This window comes from Streptococcus cristatus (assembly GCF_003943465.1).
GTDB lineage: Bacteria > Bacillota > Bacilli > Lactobacillales > Streptococcaceae > Streptococcus > Streptococcus cristatus_C.
Genome location: NZ_RJPR01000011.1, coordinates 1 through 17,660, shown reverse-complemented (window position 1 = coordinate 17,660; position 17,660 = coordinate 1). Strand labels below are relative to the sequence as shown.

At 33.2% G+C, this 17,660-nt stretch carries 20 protein-coding genes; 14 read left to right on the top strand and 6 right to left on the bottom strand.

Annotated elements, in window-relative coordinates; all coding sequences use genetic code 11:
- Window positions 1–48 precede the first annotated feature (48 nt).
- The 8 genes from D8793_RS09790 (at window position 49) to D8793_RS09755 (ending at window position 6,368) form a co-directional block, all read left to right on the top strand.
- Window positions 49–348 (top strand): DUF5962 family protein, encoded by a 300-nt coding sequence (locus D8793_RS09790; RefSeq protein ID WP_003094641.1) that lies wholly within the window; start codon window positions 49–51, stop codon window positions 346–348.
- A gap of 15 nt (window positions 349–363) precedes the next feature.
- Complete coding sequence (locus D8793_RS09785) at window positions 364–654, top strand: DUF5966 family protein (RefSeq protein ID WP_125371705.1); 291 nt, start codon at window positions 364–366, stop codon at window positions 652–654.
- A gap of 224 nt (window positions 655–878) precedes the next feature.
- A complete protein-coding gene (locus tag D8793_RS09780; protein ID WP_125386912.1) occupies window positions 879–3,452 on the top strand; it encodes a hypothetical protein in 2,574 nt (857 codons plus the stop codon).
- Window positions 3,453–3,592: 140 nt separating this feature from the next.
- Window positions 3,593–4,231 (top strand): peptidylprolyl isomerase, encoded by a 639-nt coding sequence (locus tag D8793_RS09775; RefSeq protein ID WP_125371704.1) that lies wholly within the window; start codon window positions 3,593–3,595, stop codon window positions 4,229–4,231.
- Window positions 4,232–4,270: 39 nt separating this feature from the next.
- Complete coding sequence (locus D8793_RS09770) at window positions 4,271–5,359, top strand: toprim domain-containing protein (RefSeq protein ID WP_125371703.1); 1,089 nt, start codon at window positions 4,271–4,273, stop codon at window positions 5,357–5,359.
- A gap of 53 nt (window positions 5,360–5,412) precedes the next feature.
- Window positions 5,413–5,637 carry a DUF5965 family protein gene (locus D8793_RS09765; RefSeq protein ID WP_125371702.1) on the top strand — a complete coding sequence of 75 codons (225 nt, stop codon included), beginning with the start codon at window positions 5,413–5,415 and terminating at the stop codon, window positions 5,635–5,637.
- 3 nt (window positions 5,638–5,640) lie between these two features.
- Window positions 5,641–6,036, top strand: a complete 396-nt coding sequence (locus D8793_RS09760; RefSeq protein ID WP_125371701.1) for a DUF5945 family protein — start codon at window positions 5,641–5,643, stop codon at window positions 6,034–6,036.
- 44 nt (window positions 6,037–6,080) lie between these two features.
- Window positions 6,081–6,368: a hypothetical protein gene (locus D8793_RS09755; RefSeq protein WP_125371700.1), complete on the top strand. Its 288-nt coding sequence runs from the start codon at window positions 6,081–6,083 to the stop codon at window positions 6,366–6,368.
- 23 nt (window positions 6,369–6,391) lie between these two features.
- On the opposite strand, the gene D8793_RS09750 is transcribed toward D8793_RS09755, so the two are convergent.
- From D8793_RS09750 to D8793_RS09735, 5 genes are read right to left on the bottom strand one after another with little or no spacing between them, the layout of a single operon-like run.
- A complete protein-coding gene (locus D8793_RS09750) occupies window positions 6,392–6,691 on the bottom strand; it encodes a DUF5960 family protein (protein WP_125371699.1) in 300 nt (99 codons plus the stop codon).
- Window positions 6,678–7,046, bottom strand: coding sequence for a hypothetical protein (locus D8793_RS09745; RefSeq protein WP_084825933.1), 369 nt, complete (start codon window positions 7,044–7,046; stop codon window positions 6,678–6,680). Before D8793_RS09745 ends, D8793_RS09750 begins: the two co-directional genes overlap by 14 nt.
- A complete protein-coding gene (locus D8793_RS09740; RefSeq protein WP_125371698.1) occupies window positions 7,043–8,458 on the bottom strand; it encodes a Y-family DNA polymerase in 1,416 nt (471 codons plus the stop codon). Before D8793_RS09740 ends, D8793_RS09745 begins: the two co-directional genes overlap by 4 nt.
- Window positions 8,459–8,462: 4 nt before the next feature.
- Complete coding sequence (locus D8793_RS12260) at window positions 8,463–8,597, bottom strand: hypothetical protein (RefSeq protein WP_260471140.1); 135 nt, start codon at window positions 8,595–8,597, stop codon at window positions 8,463–8,465.
- A 2-nt stretch (window positions 8,598–8,599) separates the two neighbouring features.
- The gene (locus D8793_RS09735; protein ID WP_125371697.1) at window positions 8,600–9,292 is read right to left on the bottom strand and encodes a helix-turn-helix domain-containing protein; all 693 of its coding nucleotides are present in this window, start codon (window positions 9,290–9,292) and stop codon (window positions 8,600–8,602) included.
- Between the two features lie 179 nt (window positions 9,293–9,471).
- Here D8793_RS09735 and D8793_RS09730 point away from each other — a divergent pair, with 179 nt between their 5' ends.
- The 6 genes from D8793_RS09730 to D8793_RS09705 all read left to right on the top strand — a co-directional run bounded on the left by D8793_RS09730 (window position 9,472) and on the right by D8793_RS09705 (window position 17,325).
- On the top strand, window positions 9,472–11,061 hold the full coding sequence (locus tag D8793_RS09730; RefSeq protein WP_125371696.1) for an ATP-dependent nuclease: 1,590 nt from the start codon (window positions 9,472–9,474) through the stop codon (window positions 11,059–11,061).
- On the top strand, window positions 11,043–12,089 hold the full coding sequence (locus tag D8793_RS09725; RefSeq protein WP_125371695.1) for an RNA helicase: 1,047 nt from the start codon (window positions 11,043–11,045) through the stop codon (window positions 12,087–12,089). Before D8793_RS09730 ends, D8793_RS09725 begins: the two co-directional genes overlap by 19 nt.
- Before the next feature lie 10 nt (window positions 12,090–12,099).
- Window positions 12,100–14,412 carry a CHAT domain-containing protein gene (locus tag D8793_RS09720; RefSeq protein WP_125371694.1) on the top strand — a complete coding sequence of 771 codons (2,313 nt, stop codon included), beginning with the start codon at window positions 12,100–12,102 and terminating at the stop codon, window positions 14,410–14,412.
- Window positions 14,413–14,738: 326 nt separating this feature from the next.
- Window positions 14,739–15,098: an SAG1252 family conjugative relaxosome accessory protein gene (locus D8793_RS09715; protein ID WP_125371693.1), complete on the top strand. Its 360-nt coding sequence runs from the start codon at window positions 14,739–14,741 to the stop codon at window positions 15,096–15,098.
- A gap of 9 nt (window positions 15,099–15,107) precedes the next feature.
- Window positions 15,108–15,473 (top strand): MobC family plasmid mobilization relaxosome protein, encoded by a 366-nt coding sequence (locus D8793_RS09710; protein WP_125371692.1) that lies wholly within the window; start codon window positions 15,108–15,110, stop codon window positions 15,471–15,473.
- Window positions 15,460–17,325 (top strand): SAG1250 family conjugative relaxase, encoded by a 1,866-nt coding sequence (locus D8793_RS09705; protein ID WP_125386908.1) that lies wholly within the window; start codon window positions 15,460–15,462, stop codon window positions 17,323–17,325. Before D8793_RS09710 ends, D8793_RS09705 begins: the two co-directional genes overlap by 14 nt.
- Window positions 17,326–17,369: 44 nt before the next feature.
- Here D8793_RS09705 and D8793_RS09700 read toward each other — a convergent pair.
- Window positions 17,370–17,660: Rgg family transcriptional regulator (locus tag D8793_RS09700; RefSeq protein ID WP_446677592.1), on the bottom strand; the 291-nt coding region annotated here is incomplete at its 5' end.

Genomic DNA, 17,660 nt, shown 5'->3' with positions numbered 1-17,660 from the left:
TGAACGCGGTAAAATGAAGTCAAGAAATCACCAAAGGAGAACAAACTCATGACCCAAACAGTAGAAGCGATGCGTTATCAACTAGAAGAATGGCTAGCACAAGGCTTTACAACACCTGAAGACCGAGCTAACTACCAAGCCTTAAAGGAACAATACGAAGATGAAACCCTTGATTACAGCTTTTCAAAGCGAGAAATCATTGGTCAATTAGACATTATCATTACCACTCGTGAGAATGATTTTCCAGATTTAGATGAGGTGACAAAAGAAGGCTATCTTGATCTGGTTGCTCAACTTGATAACCTAGACAAGGGACAGGCTGACTACTATCGCAAGCAATTAGTGTAGAAAGAGGTGTAAGACATGATAGAACAAATCATTCAAAGTCTTTTGATTATCGCAGCGATCGGACTGATTTTACTTGTCCTTTATCGGATTACGAAGATGCTTGGAAGCTTATTTATCATTGGATTAATCGGATTTTTAGCCTTTACAGAAGTCTATGGGATTTACCTCTTTTTTACAGAAAGATACCTCTATGTCAAAGATTTAGCAACCAATGGTATGTTGAGTTTTACGACTTTCTATATTGGTTTCAATATCTTACTTGTTTTAGGGCTTGTGATCAAAGTGGTTAGAAGTTGGATGGCATAGAGTAATGGGATTACCTAAGTTAGGTAGTCCTTTTTCTATAGATTCTTTTTGAAACGAACTTGTAATAGTGATTGTGTGCCTTCTATATATCTGGTATAATCATTATTGATTAGAAAAAAGAAGAGGTGTTTTGCTTGCTTGAAAAATTAATCCTATATTTCCCAATAATTATTTTTGTACTGTCCTATATAATGAAGTTTTTTTGGCTTAGATTTTCAATTTTTATGGATGAATTAATTTCAGGTGTTAAAATCAAAATTTTTTCCCATATATTATTTTGGTCAATTGTGAGTTATATTTATTGGGTATGCAATCAATATGAGATTTTATTATTTCAAACTAGCGATAACAATTTAGGTTTATTACCACTATTTTCTCTAGTCTTGACAATATGGGCAAGTTTTGGAGTTTATGTAGGTTTTCTACAATTCATGGCTGGGTATGATAATAAAGAGAATGGAACCTACTTAGGCTATCAAAAAATGGATTTCTTGACAAAAAGCAATGTTTGGTACCATGTAACAAATAGTTGGGAATTTTTTGGCTCTTTATTACTTTCAATTGTTATTCCTATTATAGTTAAATTTAACACATCAGTTGATATTCGTTATCAATATATTTGGCAAGCTATAGTTGGATTCCTATTAATTTTGTTTATTTTTCTTTTGAAATTTAGCTTAAAAGTGGCTAAAATAACTATATTTATTAACAAAGAGACTGATGGAGGATTGAAAGACGTTATACAGTCGGATATTAAAAACAGATATAACAGATATTTTAATAGATTGGTCAAACAAAAATTTTCCTACGGAGCAAGGGAGAGTTATTTTAGACAAGTCAAGATGGATTTGTCTAATATTGACAATAACACAGACAAGATTATATTTTTAAAAGTTATTTACTTAAAAATTATAGATACTGAACTTCTTGACAAATTTGAAGATAGAGATATCGTCAATTATAAGTACTTTATAAAAGAGAAATACGATTTAATATCTAATATTGATTTTAAAGATAACAAATTGATTTCTTTTGCTATTACTTTATTTAAATTAGATGCTCAAATATTTGATAAATTGATTAAAAAGGATACACTCTGGATAGAGAGTGACTGTATCTTTGAATCCATGGGTGGTATTTTTAATAAGAAACCTATTCTAGATGTAGAGTGTAACCATAAAATCAAACGATTATCACTTAATTCGTATGAATATAGTGAGATTAATAATATACATATTTACATGTTTAAAAAAATAGCGAAAATGGCTAAAAATAAACAATCAATTTCTCAGATGGTACACCTAATTCAGGAAAAGATTTCTCAAAATAATATTAGGGAAAATTATTGGGAAACGGATAACTCAGGCGGTGCATTTATTTTTGAAAAGACAATCTCTACTTCTAATCTCCGAATTGCTAAAAGTTATTATGAGGAAATCGAAAAGATAGATGTATTTTATTCATCATACTATCCCGAAATTAAATATGAATCTGATAGTAATAATATATATATTTCTTTGTATCCAAATATACTTAAAATTGAATTCCATTTTAAAGACGGAAGACAGTATTATATTAAACGTAATGAGATTAGAGATTATTATGATGAATATGAAGAAAATGTTTGGAATATTCTTTTTGATAAATATAGAGATTCGGATAATCTATCAGATGTATTTCTTCCTAATTTAAGAGAACCTGAAATTATATTAGATTCTTTTGGAGATAGTAATGAAGTAATCATACGAGACTATGATAATAAGATTGGTTATTCCAAAACTTGCTTCAAGTACCTAACTGATCACTTTGAATATATCGATAACAATAACTCACAATTTACGAATTTGTTAGAAATGGTAAAAACCATGTCTGCTGATTATCGTGGAGCATTTGCTTTGTACCAATTGCTTTATCCAGAAAATTCGAATTGGGATTCGAGTGTTGAAAGTTACATAGAGATTCTATCAGAAGTTTTACCACCAAGAAAAGAAGAGAGAGAAAAAATCTATAATGATATGGTTTCAATAATCAATGAGATTAAATATGGTAAGAGTCTTGGTTCTGAAGTTCTTGGAAAGGTATTTAAGACAAGAGATATCGAACTGTTTGATGATGAGTTTTTGAAAGATTTCAAAGGGATTCCTAAATTAAAACTCATAGTAGTTCAAAGTATATTGTCTACCAATACATATGGTTTTAGAAGAGTGGAGTTGCAAGACGGATGGGAAAAACAAGATTTAGTTGAACAATACATAAGAGGGCTTTCTATAACCCCTAAATTATTTCCTAGCTACACTGATAATAAGACTTTGAATTCATCTATGAGTGAGTTTTTATTGAAGAATATGGAGTTACTAAACTCTTATGATTTTGGACAGTTACCTTTAAGTTCAATTTTGTTGTTTGAAAAACTTTTACATTGGAAGTGGAGGGGAGATAATAAGCACGATGAACAAGAATTTATGGTTAATCTTATAAAAGAAGAAGTTGAACATAGATTGATTGGTTATAAGTATAGCCTCGATGGGTCTTTATTGAAATTTTTCACTTTAAAATTGACAGAAGGTCAAGGGAATCAATATTTAAGAATTGTTAATGATAAAGATTTTAAAAAAGAATTTAAGTTTGCTTTACTTAATCATCTTAATAGAAATCAATTGACACTAGATACGTATTTAGATGGAATTGCTGATGAACTTAAAAAATATGATAGTGTAACGATTGGTATTTATGAAAAAGAATTAATTAAAAAAGAGGTAGAAAAAATAATTTTTGAAAATTATTTATCACTTGAATAGTTGCTATTATAAAATATAGACTTCATAATAATTATTATTGGATTACCTAAGTTAGGTAGTCCTTTTTATTTGTGATAACTTTTTCAAGTCCATCTTGTTATGATGGTGCTATCTTATGAAAAAAGGAGGTAGCGCTAGTGATGTTAAACAAAATGAAGGCTCGGTTACTCATTGGCTTCGGTGGTCTAGCAGTCACCAGCTTTATGGTGATGATGGGTTACACCATTGGTTCTCAGTCTGTAACCAATCATACACAGAAACAAATTCAGACTGAGGCTCATAAACTGTTGACCAAAGAGAAAGAAAAGGAAAAAGGAAATGTCCTTTCTGATGAATTGGTCAAGGAATTTCTCACGCAATACTATACCAAGGAAAAGCTGGGCGAGAACAACAACCGTATCAAGCCCTATATGATAGATTCTGCTTATAAGGAAGAAGTTGCTCGTCAAGAAGAATCAATCAATCAAGTCTATAAGGATTATATGTTGGATTATCGCTTCGAATCTGCTCAAATCTATGTCAATACAGAAGACAATGAAGCCCTTGCAGAGGTTACTTATCAAGTTGTTTATGTGTCAGATGTCAGCGATAAGGCTCAGAAAAGTATACAGACAGAAACAAGAACTCTTAAACTCTCTTATGCCAAAATGTCAGATAAACTCCTTGTCAATCAGGTAACCATTTGGAATGGGAAACTAGAGGATTTAAAAGAAACTTCTGATGGAGTTAACTCAAGCATTCCAAAGATTCAAGGCACTACTACAAGTGAGACCAACTAGCAGGAGTTACTCTTCTGCTTTTTTTGATAGGGAGATGAGATGACAAGAATTGAAGCAGTGAAACACAAGGCGATTTTAGACGTGGCAGGAAGTCTAGGCTATTCTTTTAGAAGATTATCAGGACAAGTCTATGAACATCCAGAACACGATTCCTTTAAAATTTTTGCGGATACCAATACCTTTAAATGGTTTTCACGTGATATACAAGGAGATGTGATTGATTTCGTTCAGTTAATGGCAGGGGTGTCTTTTAAAGAAGCCCTGTCTTACCTTGAAACTGGAGACTTTGAACAGGCTAAGGTGGTCGAAGAGACCTATCAACCCTTTCGTTATTATCTAAGAGAAGAACCATTTGACCAAGCACGAACTTATTTGAAGCAGATCCGTGGCTTTAGTGATGAGACCATCAATGCTTTTGGCAGACAAGGGCTGTTAGCACAGGCTCATTATCAGACAAAGGCCTTTCAGGAATCTGTACTTGTCTTTAAGAGTTATAATCATCAGGGTCAGTTAGAAGGGGCAAGCCTGCAAGGGCTTGTCAAAAATAATGAGAGACATGATCGAGGATACCTCAAGAAAATCATGAAAGGCTCTCATGGTTATATAGGGATAAGCTTTGACATTGGAAACCCTAAGCGTCTTATTTTTTGTGAATCAGTGATTGATATGATGAGCTATTATCAACTTCATCAGAAGCAGTTATCAGATGTTCGTTTGGTTTCTATGGAAGGCTTAAAACTGTCTGTGATTGCTTATCAGACTCTACGACTAGCCGCTGAGGAACAAGGTAAACTTGAGTTTTTAGATACTGTCAAACCAAGTCGCTTAACGCATTACCTTCAGACCATTCAGGAGACGACTACTTTTTTTCAGACACACTCAGGTTTATTGACTTTGGCTGTTGATTATGACGAAGCAGGGCGTGATTTTTGTCAGAAGTTATCTGAGAAAGGACTTCCCATTGAAACAGACCTACCGCCATTACAGGAACTGGAAACTAAAGCTGATTGGAACGATGTCGTGAAATTTCAGAGAGATCTTTCTCTAAAGGATGTGATCCAATCGGCTAAGTTACAGGTTGTCAGAAGTAACCCTTCACCTAAGCGAAATATGGTTTTAGACTTGTGATAACAAAATCAAGTTTCTTATCATAAGCTAGAAAGGAATAAGGAGGACACCCTATGAGTGTGATTGAACGCTTAGCTGAAAGAGTAGCTAGGCAAGAGGACAAAGTTGCGAAGGAGACGGAGAAACTAGAGACCTATCGCAATCAATTACAAACAGCGATGTATCAAGCCTTTATCAAACGCCAACAAAATAGTCCCTGGACTTTTGATGAAGCATTGACGCAGGCCTTTGGCCAAGAAGAACAATCAACACTATCCGATAATAGAAACGAGGAATAACACATGACAAAAAATTGGACCTTTGACCAACCCCTAGATGATAAAATACCAACGTCTTCATCAGAAGAACGTGCGAAGATTGCGGCACTATTTCATCAGGAAAAACATCAAGAAATTGAAGATGTGGATTATGTGGCGGCCTTTGAGATGGAACAACAAAAGGCTAAAGATCAGTCTGTTTCACAACAAAAATCACAAGAGAAAATAGAGCCAAGACAAGTTCCATCACCTACCATTACCAGCGACTACAAGCAACATTTAGCCAATGTCATGGCTCAAAATAATGAGGACATTCTTCAAAGTCAGAAGAAAATCGAAGAGTTGCACCAGTTGATTGATGATAAGAATAAGCACAATAAAAAACTACAAGCCATTTCAGAAGCTATTGATGACTTGTAAGTACGAGCAGCCCTTACAAGGGCTGCTTTTTAAAAGGAGAGAAGATGAGGTTATTCAAAAAGCAAAGACACAACCAAGATAGTTTTAAACGGCTCATTCATCGCTTATCAGGAATGTCTGAAGCTGACTTATATAAGGTCAACCAATTATTAGATGTTGTTTTTGATTCGACCAGTCAATCGACCAGTGACGTAAAAAAAGCTCCTCAAGATGTACAAAAGGAGCCGACCCTAGATGAGACCATTACTGAAGCTAAGAATATGCTGAAGACTGAGCAACTTGAAAAACGGATAGAGCAGTTTAGGCAGGCGAAGAAACCTAAAAATGAGTAAAAAAATTAGGCGTTAATGTTGGCCTAATCTTTTTGTCTAATACTTGTTGTTCGCTGATAAACATACTTTCTTGTCAATTTACTATCATTTAGATTTTCTATGTCAAAGATAAAATAATGATCACGATTGTCTTTGGCATTTTCTTTATTGAGTTTGAAATAGTTTTTAGCTGATTTCGCCATTGCCAACATAATATCATCAGTTAGAAAAGTCAGTGGAGTATCTAGTGCTGAGTAGCGATAGAAGTCACTTTCAAATTTTCGGTAATGTTCGCTGAAGTAGTCCATCTGTAATTCATTTTTATAAAAATCAAGCTGATTCATGGTAGACCTCCTCAACTAATGTGATAGTTATAATATCTTCTAAAGCGATAGTGATATGTCCGTCACTGGTTTTTAGAATGACCTCATCCGTTGATAGTGTCGGAACGGTTCCGATAATAGTTTGATAGTCATTTTTCTGTATTCTAGTCACCTGTATCGTTAATTGATTGGCGTAACTTTGACTGAGTAACAACAACTTTTGATTTAGCGATAGGTCAGAAAGATAGTTGATTTGCTTATCGTCATCTGATAAAGCAGAGGTGTGTTCAGATAAAAAGAACCCCATCCACTTTTGCATTTTAACATCTTGATAGTCTCTTGCAGATTGAAATGGTAAGTATGATCGGTCAATCATTGTAATCCCTCCAAGCCACCTGCTGAGTGGCCTCCTATTAGTTTACTTCTTGCAATGTTCCTGGAACTGTCTAAGAGGGCAGTTCCTTTTTGAACCGCTAAAAAACCGAATTGGTCTCTAATATGATCAATAGTTCGCTGTAAGTTTTCTTCTTTCTCTGTTGCTTCGACATCATCAAATAAGGAGATTAAGGCATAGCTTTCATCAACAAACCCTGAGTAATTGACTGCAATCCCCCGAACAGCTCCTGAAGTGTACTTTTTACGAAAAAGCGTTAGCACGGTATCTGTAAGCAGACGTGTTTGGTTAGTAGGTTCTATCTTCATTTGAGTGTTGATTGGCTGTTTCATTTCCGTTTTAGAATAGGTCACAACAACGGAAACAATAGTCGCTTTCTGATGTTCTCGTCTCATTCGGATAGCCACCTGTTCAGCCATTTCACTCAGGACAACCTCAATATCACGCTGCTTAACGTAGTCACGAGGTAGCACCTGAGAGTTTCCAAGTCCGTGTGATTTTGGTTTATAGGGTTGATGAACATTACTTTCATCAACCCCGTTAGCATGAAACCATAACTGAACCCCAACCTTTCCAAATTCTTTTTTCAATAAATCAGGGTTGCTATTGGCTAGTTCCTTGATAGAGGTAATTCCTAGTTTGTGAAGGCGTTTCTTGGTTCTAGAACCAATTCCCCAAAAATCAGTTAGGTTAGGAATTGACCAGACTTTTGTTTCTACATCTTCGTAGGACCAATTGGCACGCATAGTAGGTGTACGCTTGGCTTCATTGTCTAAAGCGAGTTTGGCCAATAATGGGTTAGCATTACTCATACCAATGGTAGAATAGATACCAGTCTTTTGCCAGATGTCATGTTGTAGTTTGGCAGAGACCACATCTAATTTTGCTTTTCTATCCATCTGTTTATCACTTACAAAGTAATTGAGTGAGGAGGTTAATTCAATAAACCCTTCATCAATGGAGTAGGGGAGAATATCTTCAGGAGCTGCATAATCTTGGAAAATATGTTGAATGTCAATATTTTTTTCGATGTAGCGATCCATACGTGGTGGAACAATAAGCGTTCGCTTAGCCCAATGTTCAATATAGGAAATATAGCGCGGTGATATGTCTAAGCCTTGACGTTTAGCATTATAGTAGTCAAATTTTCTTGTGCTGATGTCAAAAGGTAAATCGTAGGCACGTCCAACATTATTTTTTCCAAAAACTTTTTTGAACATGGGAGAAGAGGCCAAAATCAATCCACCAGCGTTGTCAGCTCGGCTCATAACACAGAGAGAAGTATGTAAAGGGTTTAATCCTCTGTCTACACACTCTACAGAAGCATAAAAGGATTTCATGTCAATGAAAGCTATATCTGAACGCGACTCTTTTGTGTAATCAATATAGCCCATGTCTTTAGTTCCTTTTTAGATTTTCTAACTGTTCTATCAGTTCTTGAATATGATCAGTAATATCATACTCTTTGAGATAGGGTGTAAAATAGATACGGTTGTCTCTGAGATAAATCATTTCTTTAATATTGACTGACATATTTAAGCTCCTATAACAGGCATAAAGTGACTTACGACAAGTCCCACGATACGAGGATTATCTTCATAAGGAATCCATTTATCCGGGTAGTTATCGTTGAGTGATACCATTCTAAATCCATTTTCTTCTCTATATAGTTTTTTGATATAGACAGAGTCATTCCAGGATAGGGCGTAGACGGCACCATCATAATCAAAACCACTAGCACGGATCAGAGCTACTTCACCATCAAGATAGATAGGTTCCATGGAATCTCCTGTAATCCAAGCAGCAATATCATAACCATATTGTTCTTCTTCGGCATAGACGGTTTCTGTTTCATATTCATCAAATAGTGATTCCCCAAGACCAGCAGAAAGAGAAACATCAGATAACACTTCCACCGCAAATAGTGGCACAATCTTATCAATTGATTGTTGTGTTTGAAGCAATCCTTCGGCATACTCATCCACCTTATCTTGATTTTCCGAGGAGAGTTGGAGGTAGGTGTTCACAATCTTGTATTCTGATTCAAAATAGGTTGTTGGAACATCAAGTATTCTTGCAAGAGTAGCAAGGTTCTTTTGATTAGGAACGGATTTACCAGTCTCCCATTTATTATATGAAGCTCTATTGATTTTTAACAGATTAGCTAGCTCAGATTGAGAATATTGCTTTTCCATTCTACATTCTTTAAGACGGCTACCAGAAAACATAAATCAAAACTCCTGTTGCTTTATTATGCAACAATTATATCAAAAATTTTTTAAGATGCAAGTGGGAACTATATTTAAGGGATTATTGGGCGTTAAATGGTGGTGATTAAGTGCTATTTATCACTAGTATGATATAATTTTGTTGAGTAGTTTGTACTAATTGATGTTAGGGGGCATATATGATTTCTAGGATAATTTTACAAAATTTTAAACGTTATAAAAAAGTTGATTTTACTTGTAATTCAGAGGTTAACATTTTCGTTGGAGAGAATGGTGCAGGAAAGTCGACGTTATTGTATGCAATTGGATTAGTGCTGAGTGGAAGCCATAGTCAGATTGAAAGAAGTAGTTTAGCTAGTATCTTTAATCAAGAAGCTATTTTAGAATTTATGAGTACAAAGGATATCACACAACTCCCGAAAGTACTTATTGAAATTTTTTTTGATGAATTAAATACTGAAATTTCATCTAATTTCAATCTTGAAGGGAAACATAATTCTCAAAAAATAAAAACTTTTGGACTTTCATTAAAAATAACTCCGAATCAAGATTATATTGCTGAAATTAATTCTGTCTTAAATGATAGTAATTGGACGGTATTTCCATTTGAATTCTATAGAGTTGAATTTTTGACATTTGCAGGAAAAACCTACTCTTCATACAATAAACCTTATAAGTTTATGCATTCAATGGTGAATACAAGTCTAATTGATACACAACAAGAAATTAAAAAACGGATCCATGAGGTATACTTAGAAAATATAGCAGCAGCAAATAGAGCAAAGGTTAATCATCAGTACAGGATAAATTCACTTAATTTTTTAGATACTTTAAGGGAGGGCGAATTACTGAAGGAGAATGCTTCAGAATTCCAACTTCATTTTGATGAATCAGAAAATTCATTTAGAGATTCAATATCAGCTGTAAAAAATGGTGTAGATATAAAAAATTTAGGGCAGGGTGAAAAGGTATTATTAGGGGTAGAGAATGCATATAGCCATCTCAAGGAAACAGTTAAAATACTACTTATTGAAGAGCCTGAAAATCATTTGAGTTTCCAGAATCTCCAGAAATTAGTTAATATGCTGAGCTCAAATACTGGAGTTCAAGTTTTTATTGGAACACATTCAAATATGATTGCTTCAAGATTAGGAGTTGATAATTTGCATTTTTTAGACAATGGTCAGATATCTAAACTTGAAGGACTGAATAGAGATACGATACGATTTTTTCAAAAATCTACTAATCAGAATTTATTAAATTTTTCTCTTGGTAAGAAGATTATGCTTGTTGAAGGGAATGCGGAATATATTTTAATGGAAAAATTTTTTGAAATGATTTATTCCAAAAAGCCTGAGGATCTTAATGTATCAATTATCTCTGTAGATGGATTAAGTTTTGAAAGGTATTTAGAAATTGCCACTTGTTTTGTAGATAAGAAGGTGGTAGTAATTACGGATAACGATAGTGATTATGCAGGAAATGTACGGTCAAAGTATAGTTCATATCAGCAATTCCAGAATATAAAAGTTTCTTCTGATTTAGATAATGATAATCGAACATTTGAAATATGCATTTATAATAATAACAAGGCTTTGTTAGACTCTTCAAGTTTAACTAAATCCAAAAATTTACCAGGATACATGCTCAGGGAAAAGGCTGAATTTGCACTACGATTACTAGAACAATTGGAAACTGATAATATAAGTAAAAAATTTATTATACCAAATTATATTAAAGAGGCGATTGAATGGATAATAAAAGATTGATTCATGCGGTTGCTGGAAGTGGCAAAACAACTAAAATAATTGAAAGTATTGATCCTCAAAAAAGCAATCTTATTCTTACGTACACAGAGACGAACCAGAATACAATCAGAGGAAAGCTGATTGACAAATTTGGCTACATTCCTGAGTCTACTTTTATTTTTGGTGTGTTTGAGTTTCTATATAGTTTTTGCTTAGTGCCTTATTTAGGAAAACGACCAAAAGGAATAAACTTTGAATATCAACCTCAAGGGAAATTTGATAAGACTGCTATAGATACCACTGGAAGAATTGTTCAGAATCAACTTTCTAAATCTCTATTAAGGGGTTCATTAGTCTATAAGAGGAAAGAGATTAAATTTGATAATTCATATTTGGATAGAATTGATAAATTTTTTGATTGTATTTATGTAGATGAGTGTCAGGATTTTGAATCAGATGATTTTGATTGGCTCCTAAGTTTAAGTAATCTTAATGCAGAAGTGTCTTTACTTGGAGATTTTTATCAAAAAACCTTTAGTACTTCAAGGCGAGGTAATAAAGGAAAAGGAATCCATTCGAGTTTTGAGAATTGGATAAAAGTTATTTCTGATTCAGGGTTTGAAATTGATTTGTCAAGTTTGTCAAAAAGTTATCGTTGCCCAAAAATAGTTTGTGACTTTATTGTTGATAATTTAGCTATTGAAATTTTATCACAGCGAGAAGAAAAGCTTCCTGCCGAAATTATTCTCATAGATTCAAAGGATAAAATAGAATCAATAATGACAGATGATAACGTTATGAAACTTTTTTATCAAAAATCTTATGAATATGATTGTAAAAGTCAGAACTGGGGTGATAGTAAAGGCTCTGAATATGAAAATGTTTGTATAGTATTAAATCCAACAACATATAAATTATTCGCAGCCAATCATTTGAATGAACTTTCTTCACAAACCAAAAGTAAATTTTATGTTGCGTGTACTCGTACGAGAGGGAATCTCTATTTTGTAAATCAAAAAGATATCATAGATTATAAGAAGATAAAGTAAAGGAAATATTATGACAGAACAGTTTTTAAACATACCATTTGTAAGTTATTTTTTAACTACAAATAATCATGATAATCCAAATTTTATTGAGAGAGACACATTCTCCTATCGTTTTAATAGGAACATTGTGACTCATACTCAATCAAGATATTTAGTTGCTCATATACCTAAAAGTTTTGAAGAGTTAGTTCTTCCTTGGCCTCTGTCTTCATTTGTTGAAGAACAAAATTATATTACAGAATATATAAATATAGAGTTATTAAAAAATACAGAGGATATTGTTGAATCAATCAAACAAACTCCTTCAGGCTGTGTTTTTATTCCTGAGGAATTAAAAGACCATCCTATAATTCAAAAAATACAAGGGACACAATTACCGATAATTTTTTTAGAAGAAGGTATTGATATTCCTTCTAGTCAATTACAGTTAATTGTAGATAAAAATAATATCAATGCTAGCCAATTACTTGGTATAGATATTACAATTTCAGATAAAACAAAAATGGAACCAATCAGTATTCCTCATAAAAACTATCTGAGACCACTAGAGGTTGCAATCAATCGTAATAGAGGTTTGTACTTGTCTGTTTTTGCAAATAGGCAGGAACCTCAACATTGGAACATAAATAATGAAAGTAAAGAAGTAGTCGAAGAGAACGCTATAAAGGATATAAAATATTATTTGAAGCGACTAATTGCAGAAAAATATATTATATATCTTAGAAAATATGAAAAGGGAATAGACTCTCTTATTGATGTAATAAATAAATGGGATGATTCAATTAACACAGACGACTTGTATTCAGATGTTTTAGAAGAATACTTTCTGCAATTATCGGATTATTTTTTTGAAAAATTTGACGAAATAGTTTATCGTACAGATATGGTATTTGTGTTGCCGATGGTAAATAAAACAAGTGTTGATTTACTAAATAGAGAGTTTCAGTTAAGGCTGTCTAAATCTGTTCTTCGACAGATATATGATTTTTCAGGATATTATGGAATAGGGAGCGGAAAAGATTTTGAAAAGATATTACCAATAATTTCTGATAGGGCACAAGAAAACTCTATTTTAGATTCCTTATTTCTGAATTTTACACTAGATACAAAATCTCCGTATGTGCGTTTGCCTAACTTACCCTCCAAAGATATTGCTTTGTGGTATTCGCATATGTTTAAAAATATAATGAAGAATTCCAATTTATCAGAAATTGAAAAATTCAATAATAATTTCCATAAAATATCTGAGAAGTTAAAGTTATCATTAGATGATGACTTTATTGATATAATTGTTAAACATGGGAGGTATATAAACTTCATTACAGATGCACCACTTGAATGGGTTAAATATAAAGATACTCCTCTGGGCTTAATAAAATCAATCAGCAGATTGCCAATTATTCCTGGTAATACGCTAGTAAACTCAGCAAAACATAATTTTATAACTAAAATTCCAAAAGCTAATGTATCATTTTTAGTAATTAATAGTCTTAATGTATCTGACGGACTATATAATAATGGGAAAAAATTAGGGGAATTATTGAAAGAATATTTTCCTAACTATTGTGTTAATTACTATGAAGTTAGAAATAAAACTGACTTTATTCGTACGATGAATGAAAATCCTTCAACTTTTTTTATTTACTATGGGCACGGTAGTATGCCTGAAATTAGTAGAAATCAACCAGATCAGATTGGTAAGCTTCATATTGGTGATGATGAAATTGATATGATCGAGTTAGAAAAGAATATAAAAGTTGCACCTGTTGTCACTATACTGGGCGCCTGTCAAACTCAGGTGTTGGATTCGCATTATTTAAATATTGGAAATATGTTCCTCGGGCTAGGAAGTCAATCCGTAATAGCAACATATTTCCCAGTTGACGGTGATTATACTTTTAGTTTGATTGAATCAATTTTCAGACACTTGAAGAATTATTTTGAAGGAACCACTCCTTTGTATATAAAAAACTGGGCTGATATTATTTTACAAGCTAGACGAACACATTATATTACTGAGCCGATTAATACCATTATAGAGTATTTAGGTAAAAAAGGTGTTCAGTGTCATATTGACTCTATTGATTTGAGGAAATTTATAATGGAATACTGTATCAAATCCAGCTCAAAAGATAATACCGAATATCTCTCTGTAATGGAACAAAGTGTTATATATAGAAATAGAGCATATAAAGAATATTTTGAAAATTATCCAGAACCAACAAGAATGTTAATTGATTATATTTTTAAACATAACTATGTCTTTCCAGAGAGTATAATATTTACATCTCTTGGTTCTCCAGAGAAAATCAAATTTGTATAGAGTTTTTTGAGAGCGTCAGCTCTCTTTTTTCTTACTCCCATTTTCAATTCTGTGATAACTTTTCCAAATCATCCTTGTTATCCTTATATCATTCCTAAGAAAATCAAGTCTTGATTTTCTACTGGGGGTTTGGGGGCGCAGCCACCAAGTTATCTTATCGTTGGCTGTCAAAATTGAAAAGTTTTGGCCGGCTGGCGATATGATTTTTTGGGTATTGTGACCACAATGCCTGAGCTCGCAAAGACCGAACAAGGGCTTTAGGAAATTTCCCGTATGACACACGGGGTCGGGTCTTACCCGAGAAAGGATGAAAGTGAGGAAAAGAGATGTCTGAACAGTACCGTGACATTCGAAAAGAGATAAATTTAACTGCAGATGAACTAAAACAGATTGAAAAGATGATGGAGACTGGCAAACATCGTCACTTTTCACCATTTGTCAGAGATAAAATTTTGATGACAGATGATAAAAAGTCAGCCACTGAAGAATGGTTTTCCCTTTGGCAGTCTCAAAAGTTTGAACAGATTAGTCGAGATGTATATGAAGTTTTGATTGTCGCAAGAGAAAATCACCAAGTGACTCAAGAGCACGTTTCAATCTTATTGACCTGCGTTCAAGAATTGATTGCGGAAGTCAATCAAGTGCAGCCACTCAGTCGTGAGTTTCGTGAAAAATACATGAGATAGGAGGCTAGTATGGTTTATCGTTATCGTACCAATCTCAAAAAAGTATTTTTAACAGATTCAGAGTTACATCAATTGAATGAACGAATTGCTAAGAGTCACTGTCAAAATTTCTCGGTCTATGCCAGAAAAGTTTTGCTTAATCCCAATATGTCTTTTGTCACAATTAACACTGAAACTTATGACCAGTTAGTTTTTGAATTGAGACGGATTGGAAATAACATCAATCAAATTGCGCGTGCGATCAATCAAAGCCATCTGATTTCCCAGGAACAGTTACAAGAATTAAGTAAAGGAGTTAGTGAATTAATTACTGGAGTAGAGAAAGAATTTCAAGTGGAATTGAAAAGATTGAAGGAGTTTCATGGTAGTCACTAAACATTTTGCGACGCACGGAAAAAAATATCGCAGGCGTTTGATTAAGTATATCCTCAATCCCGATAAAACGGACAATTTGAAATTGGTATCTGATTTTGGTATGAGTAATTACTTAGATTTTCCTAGCTATGAAGAAATGGTTGAGATGTACAATGTCAATTTCACCAACAATGATAAGCTGTACGAATCCAGAAATGACCGACAAGAAAAACATCAACAAAATATCCATGCCCATCACCTCATTCAATCATTTTCTCCTGAAGATAATCTGACACCTGAAGAAATTAACCGCATTGGTTACGAGACTATGATGGAACTAACAGGAGGCCATTTTCGTTTTATCGTGGCAACTCATACAGATAAAAATCATGTTCATAATCACATCCTAATCAACGCCATTGACCGTAATTCAGATAAAAAGTTGATATGGAATTATGCCTTGGAACGAAACCTTCGTATGATTTCAGACCGCATTTCTAAGATTGCTGGAGCAAAAATTATTAAAAAACGTTTCTCCTACCGTGACTATCAAAAATATAGGAAAATTAGTCATAAATTTGAATTGAAGCAACGTCTTTATTTTTTGATGCAGCAGTCAAAGTCCTTTGATGATTTTTTAGAAAAAGCAGAGCAATTACATGTTCATATTGATTTTAATCAGAAGCATAGTCGATTCATGATGACGGATCGGGCAATGACAAAACCAATTCGAGGACGTCAGCTCAGTAAAAGAGATTTATATGATGAAGATTTTTTTAGAACGCATTTTGCCAAGCAAGAGATTGAAAGTCGATTAGATTTTCTGTTGAACCGTGTCAATTCTTTAGAAGAGTTACTAACAAAATCGAAAGTGTTAAATCTAACCATTGACTTAAAACAAAAAAATGTGATTTTTACCATAGAGGATAATGGTGAAAAGATAAGTTTAGGTCATAAAAAAATTAGCGATAAGAAATTGTATGATGTTCAATTTTTTAATCGTTATTTTAAAGATAGAGAGGTTAGAGATATTCAAACATTAGAAAATCTTCAGGAAGATTATCAGACTTTTCGAGAGGAACAGGATAAGAAGAAAGTCTCCGAAGAAGAAATTNAGGAAGCCTTCAAAAAATATAAGGAAAAATGCGATGCTGTCCATGAGTTTGAAGTTGAACTTACGGATAATCAGATTGAGAAGTTGGTTGATGATGGTATCTATATCCGGGTTTCGTTTGGTATCAAACAAAGTGGACTCATCCTTATTCCCAACTATCAGTTGGATACCCTTGAAGAAGAAAATCAGAAAAAATATAAAGTTTATATTCGAGAAACGTCCTCCTACTTTGTCTATAATAAAGAAAATTCGGATAATAATTGTTTTGTTAAAGGGAGAACGTTAATCAGGCAATTGACTACCGATAGCCAAAAACTCCCATACAGACGACCAACTTTAAAAAGCCTTCAAGAGAAGATTTCTGAAATTAATCTCATGATTGAACTGTCTAACACAAACAAACACTACCAAGAAATTAAAGATGAGTTCGTATTAGAAATTGCAGAGCTTGATATGAAACTGGAAAAAACACAAGAAAAAATCGCCACCTTAAACAAGATGGCGGAAGTGCTTATAAATCTGAAGAGTAGTGATCATGAGACTAGAAAATTAGCTAAGTATGATTTTGCTCAAATGAATATGACGGAATCAATAACGTTAGATCGACTCAATACAGATATTTTAAAATTACAACAGGAACTTGGTAATGAAATTAACGAATATGAGGAGGTAGCTAGAAGACTGGAGTCGTTTGTCAAAATTATTAATACCAATAAACTTACAGGCCTAAAATTCCAAGATAATGTCTCACTAGAATAATATTACTTATGACGAATTCGTTAAAAGATAGAGAATGATTTCATTTATTTTTTGTTTACTAGTTTATTAAAATGGTCAGTATAGTGTAATTTTAACTTGTCTTCTCTTAAAATATCGAATACTTGTATGGCCTGTTTCATTTTTTCAATTCCACTACTTAATTGGCGTTTAAATTCATAGTAGCCAGTTGCATAGAGAAAAACTGTCTGTTCATAGAAGTTCAATTCATTATCTAATAATGTTTTTATCTCACTAATTAAATAGCAACAATTAGAAAATTTTTCCTCATCTATACTAAGAATTAAACAATTTATAGCAAGTTGAGCGACCATTCG

Excerpts from the sequence above, each read along its gene's own strand:
- D8793_RS09790 (WP_003094641.1), top strand. The coding sequence starts at position 49 with ATGACCCAAACAGTAGAAGCGATGCGTTATCAACTAGAAGAATGGCTA.
- D8793_RS09785 (WP_125371705.1), top strand. The coding sequence starts at position 364 with ATGATAGAACAAATCATTCAAAGTCTTTTGATTATCGCAGCGATCGGA.
- D8793_RS09780 (WP_125386912.1), top strand. The coding sequence starts at position 879 with ATGGATGAATTAATTTCAGGTGTTAAAATCAAAATTTTTTCCCATATA.
- D8793_RS09775 (WP_125371704.1), top strand. The coding sequence starts at position 3,593 with ATGTTAAACAAAATGAAGGCTCGGTTACTCATTGGCTTCGGTGGTCTA.
- D8793_RS09770 (WP_125371703.1), top strand. The coding sequence starts at position 4,271 with ATGACAAGAATTGAAGCAGTGAAACACAAGGCGATTTTAGACGTGGCA.
- D8793_RS09765 (WP_125371702.1), top strand. The coding sequence starts at position 5,413 with ATGAGTGTGATTGAACGCTTAGCTGAAAGAGTAGCTAGGCAAGAGGAC.
- D8793_RS09760 (WP_125371701.1), top strand. The coding sequence starts at position 5,641 with ATGACAAAAAATTGGACCTTTGACCAACCCCTAGATGATAAAATACCA.
- D8793_RS09755 (WP_125371700.1), top strand. The coding sequence starts at position 6,081 with ATGAGGTTATTCAAAAAGCAAAGACACAACCAAGATAGTTTTAAACGG.
- D8793_RS09750 (WP_125371699.1), bottom strand. The coding sequence starts at position 6,691 with ATGAATCAGCTTGATTTTTATAAAAATGAATTACAGATGGACTACTTC.
- D8793_RS09745 (WP_084825933.1), bottom strand. The coding sequence starts at position 7,046 with ATGATTGACCGATCATACTTACCATTTCAATCTGCAAGAGACTATCAA.
- D8793_RS09740 (WP_125371698.1), bottom strand. The coding sequence starts at position 8,458 with ATGGGCTATATTGATTACACAAAAGAGTCGCGTTCAGATATAGCTTTC.
- D8793_RS12260 (WP_260471140.1), bottom strand. The coding sequence starts at position 8,597 with ATGTCAGTCAATATTAAAGAAATGATTTATCTCAGAGACAACCGTATC.
- D8793_RS09735 (WP_125371697.1), bottom strand. The coding sequence starts at position 9,292 with ATGTTTTCTGGTAGCCGTCTTAAAGAATGTAGAATGGAAAAGCAATAT.
- D8793_RS09730 (WP_125371696.1), top strand. The coding sequence starts at position 9,472 with ATGATTTCTAGGATAATTTTACAAAATTTTAAACGTTATAAAAAAGTT.
- D8793_RS09725 (WP_125371695.1), top strand. The coding sequence starts at position 11,043 with ATGGATAATAAAAGATTGATTCATGCGGTTGCTGGAAGTGGCAAAACA.
- D8793_RS09720 (WP_125371694.1), top strand. The coding sequence starts at position 12,100 with ATGACAGAACAGTTTTTAAACATACCATTTGTAAGTTATTTTTTAACT.
- D8793_RS09715 (WP_125371693.1), top strand. The coding sequence starts at position 14,739 with ATGTCTGAACAGTACCGTGACATTCGAAAAGAGATAAATTTAACTGCA.
- D8793_RS09710 (WP_125371692.1), top strand. The coding sequence starts at position 15,108 with ATGGTTTATCGTTATCGTACCAATCTCAAAAAAGTATTTTTAACAGAT.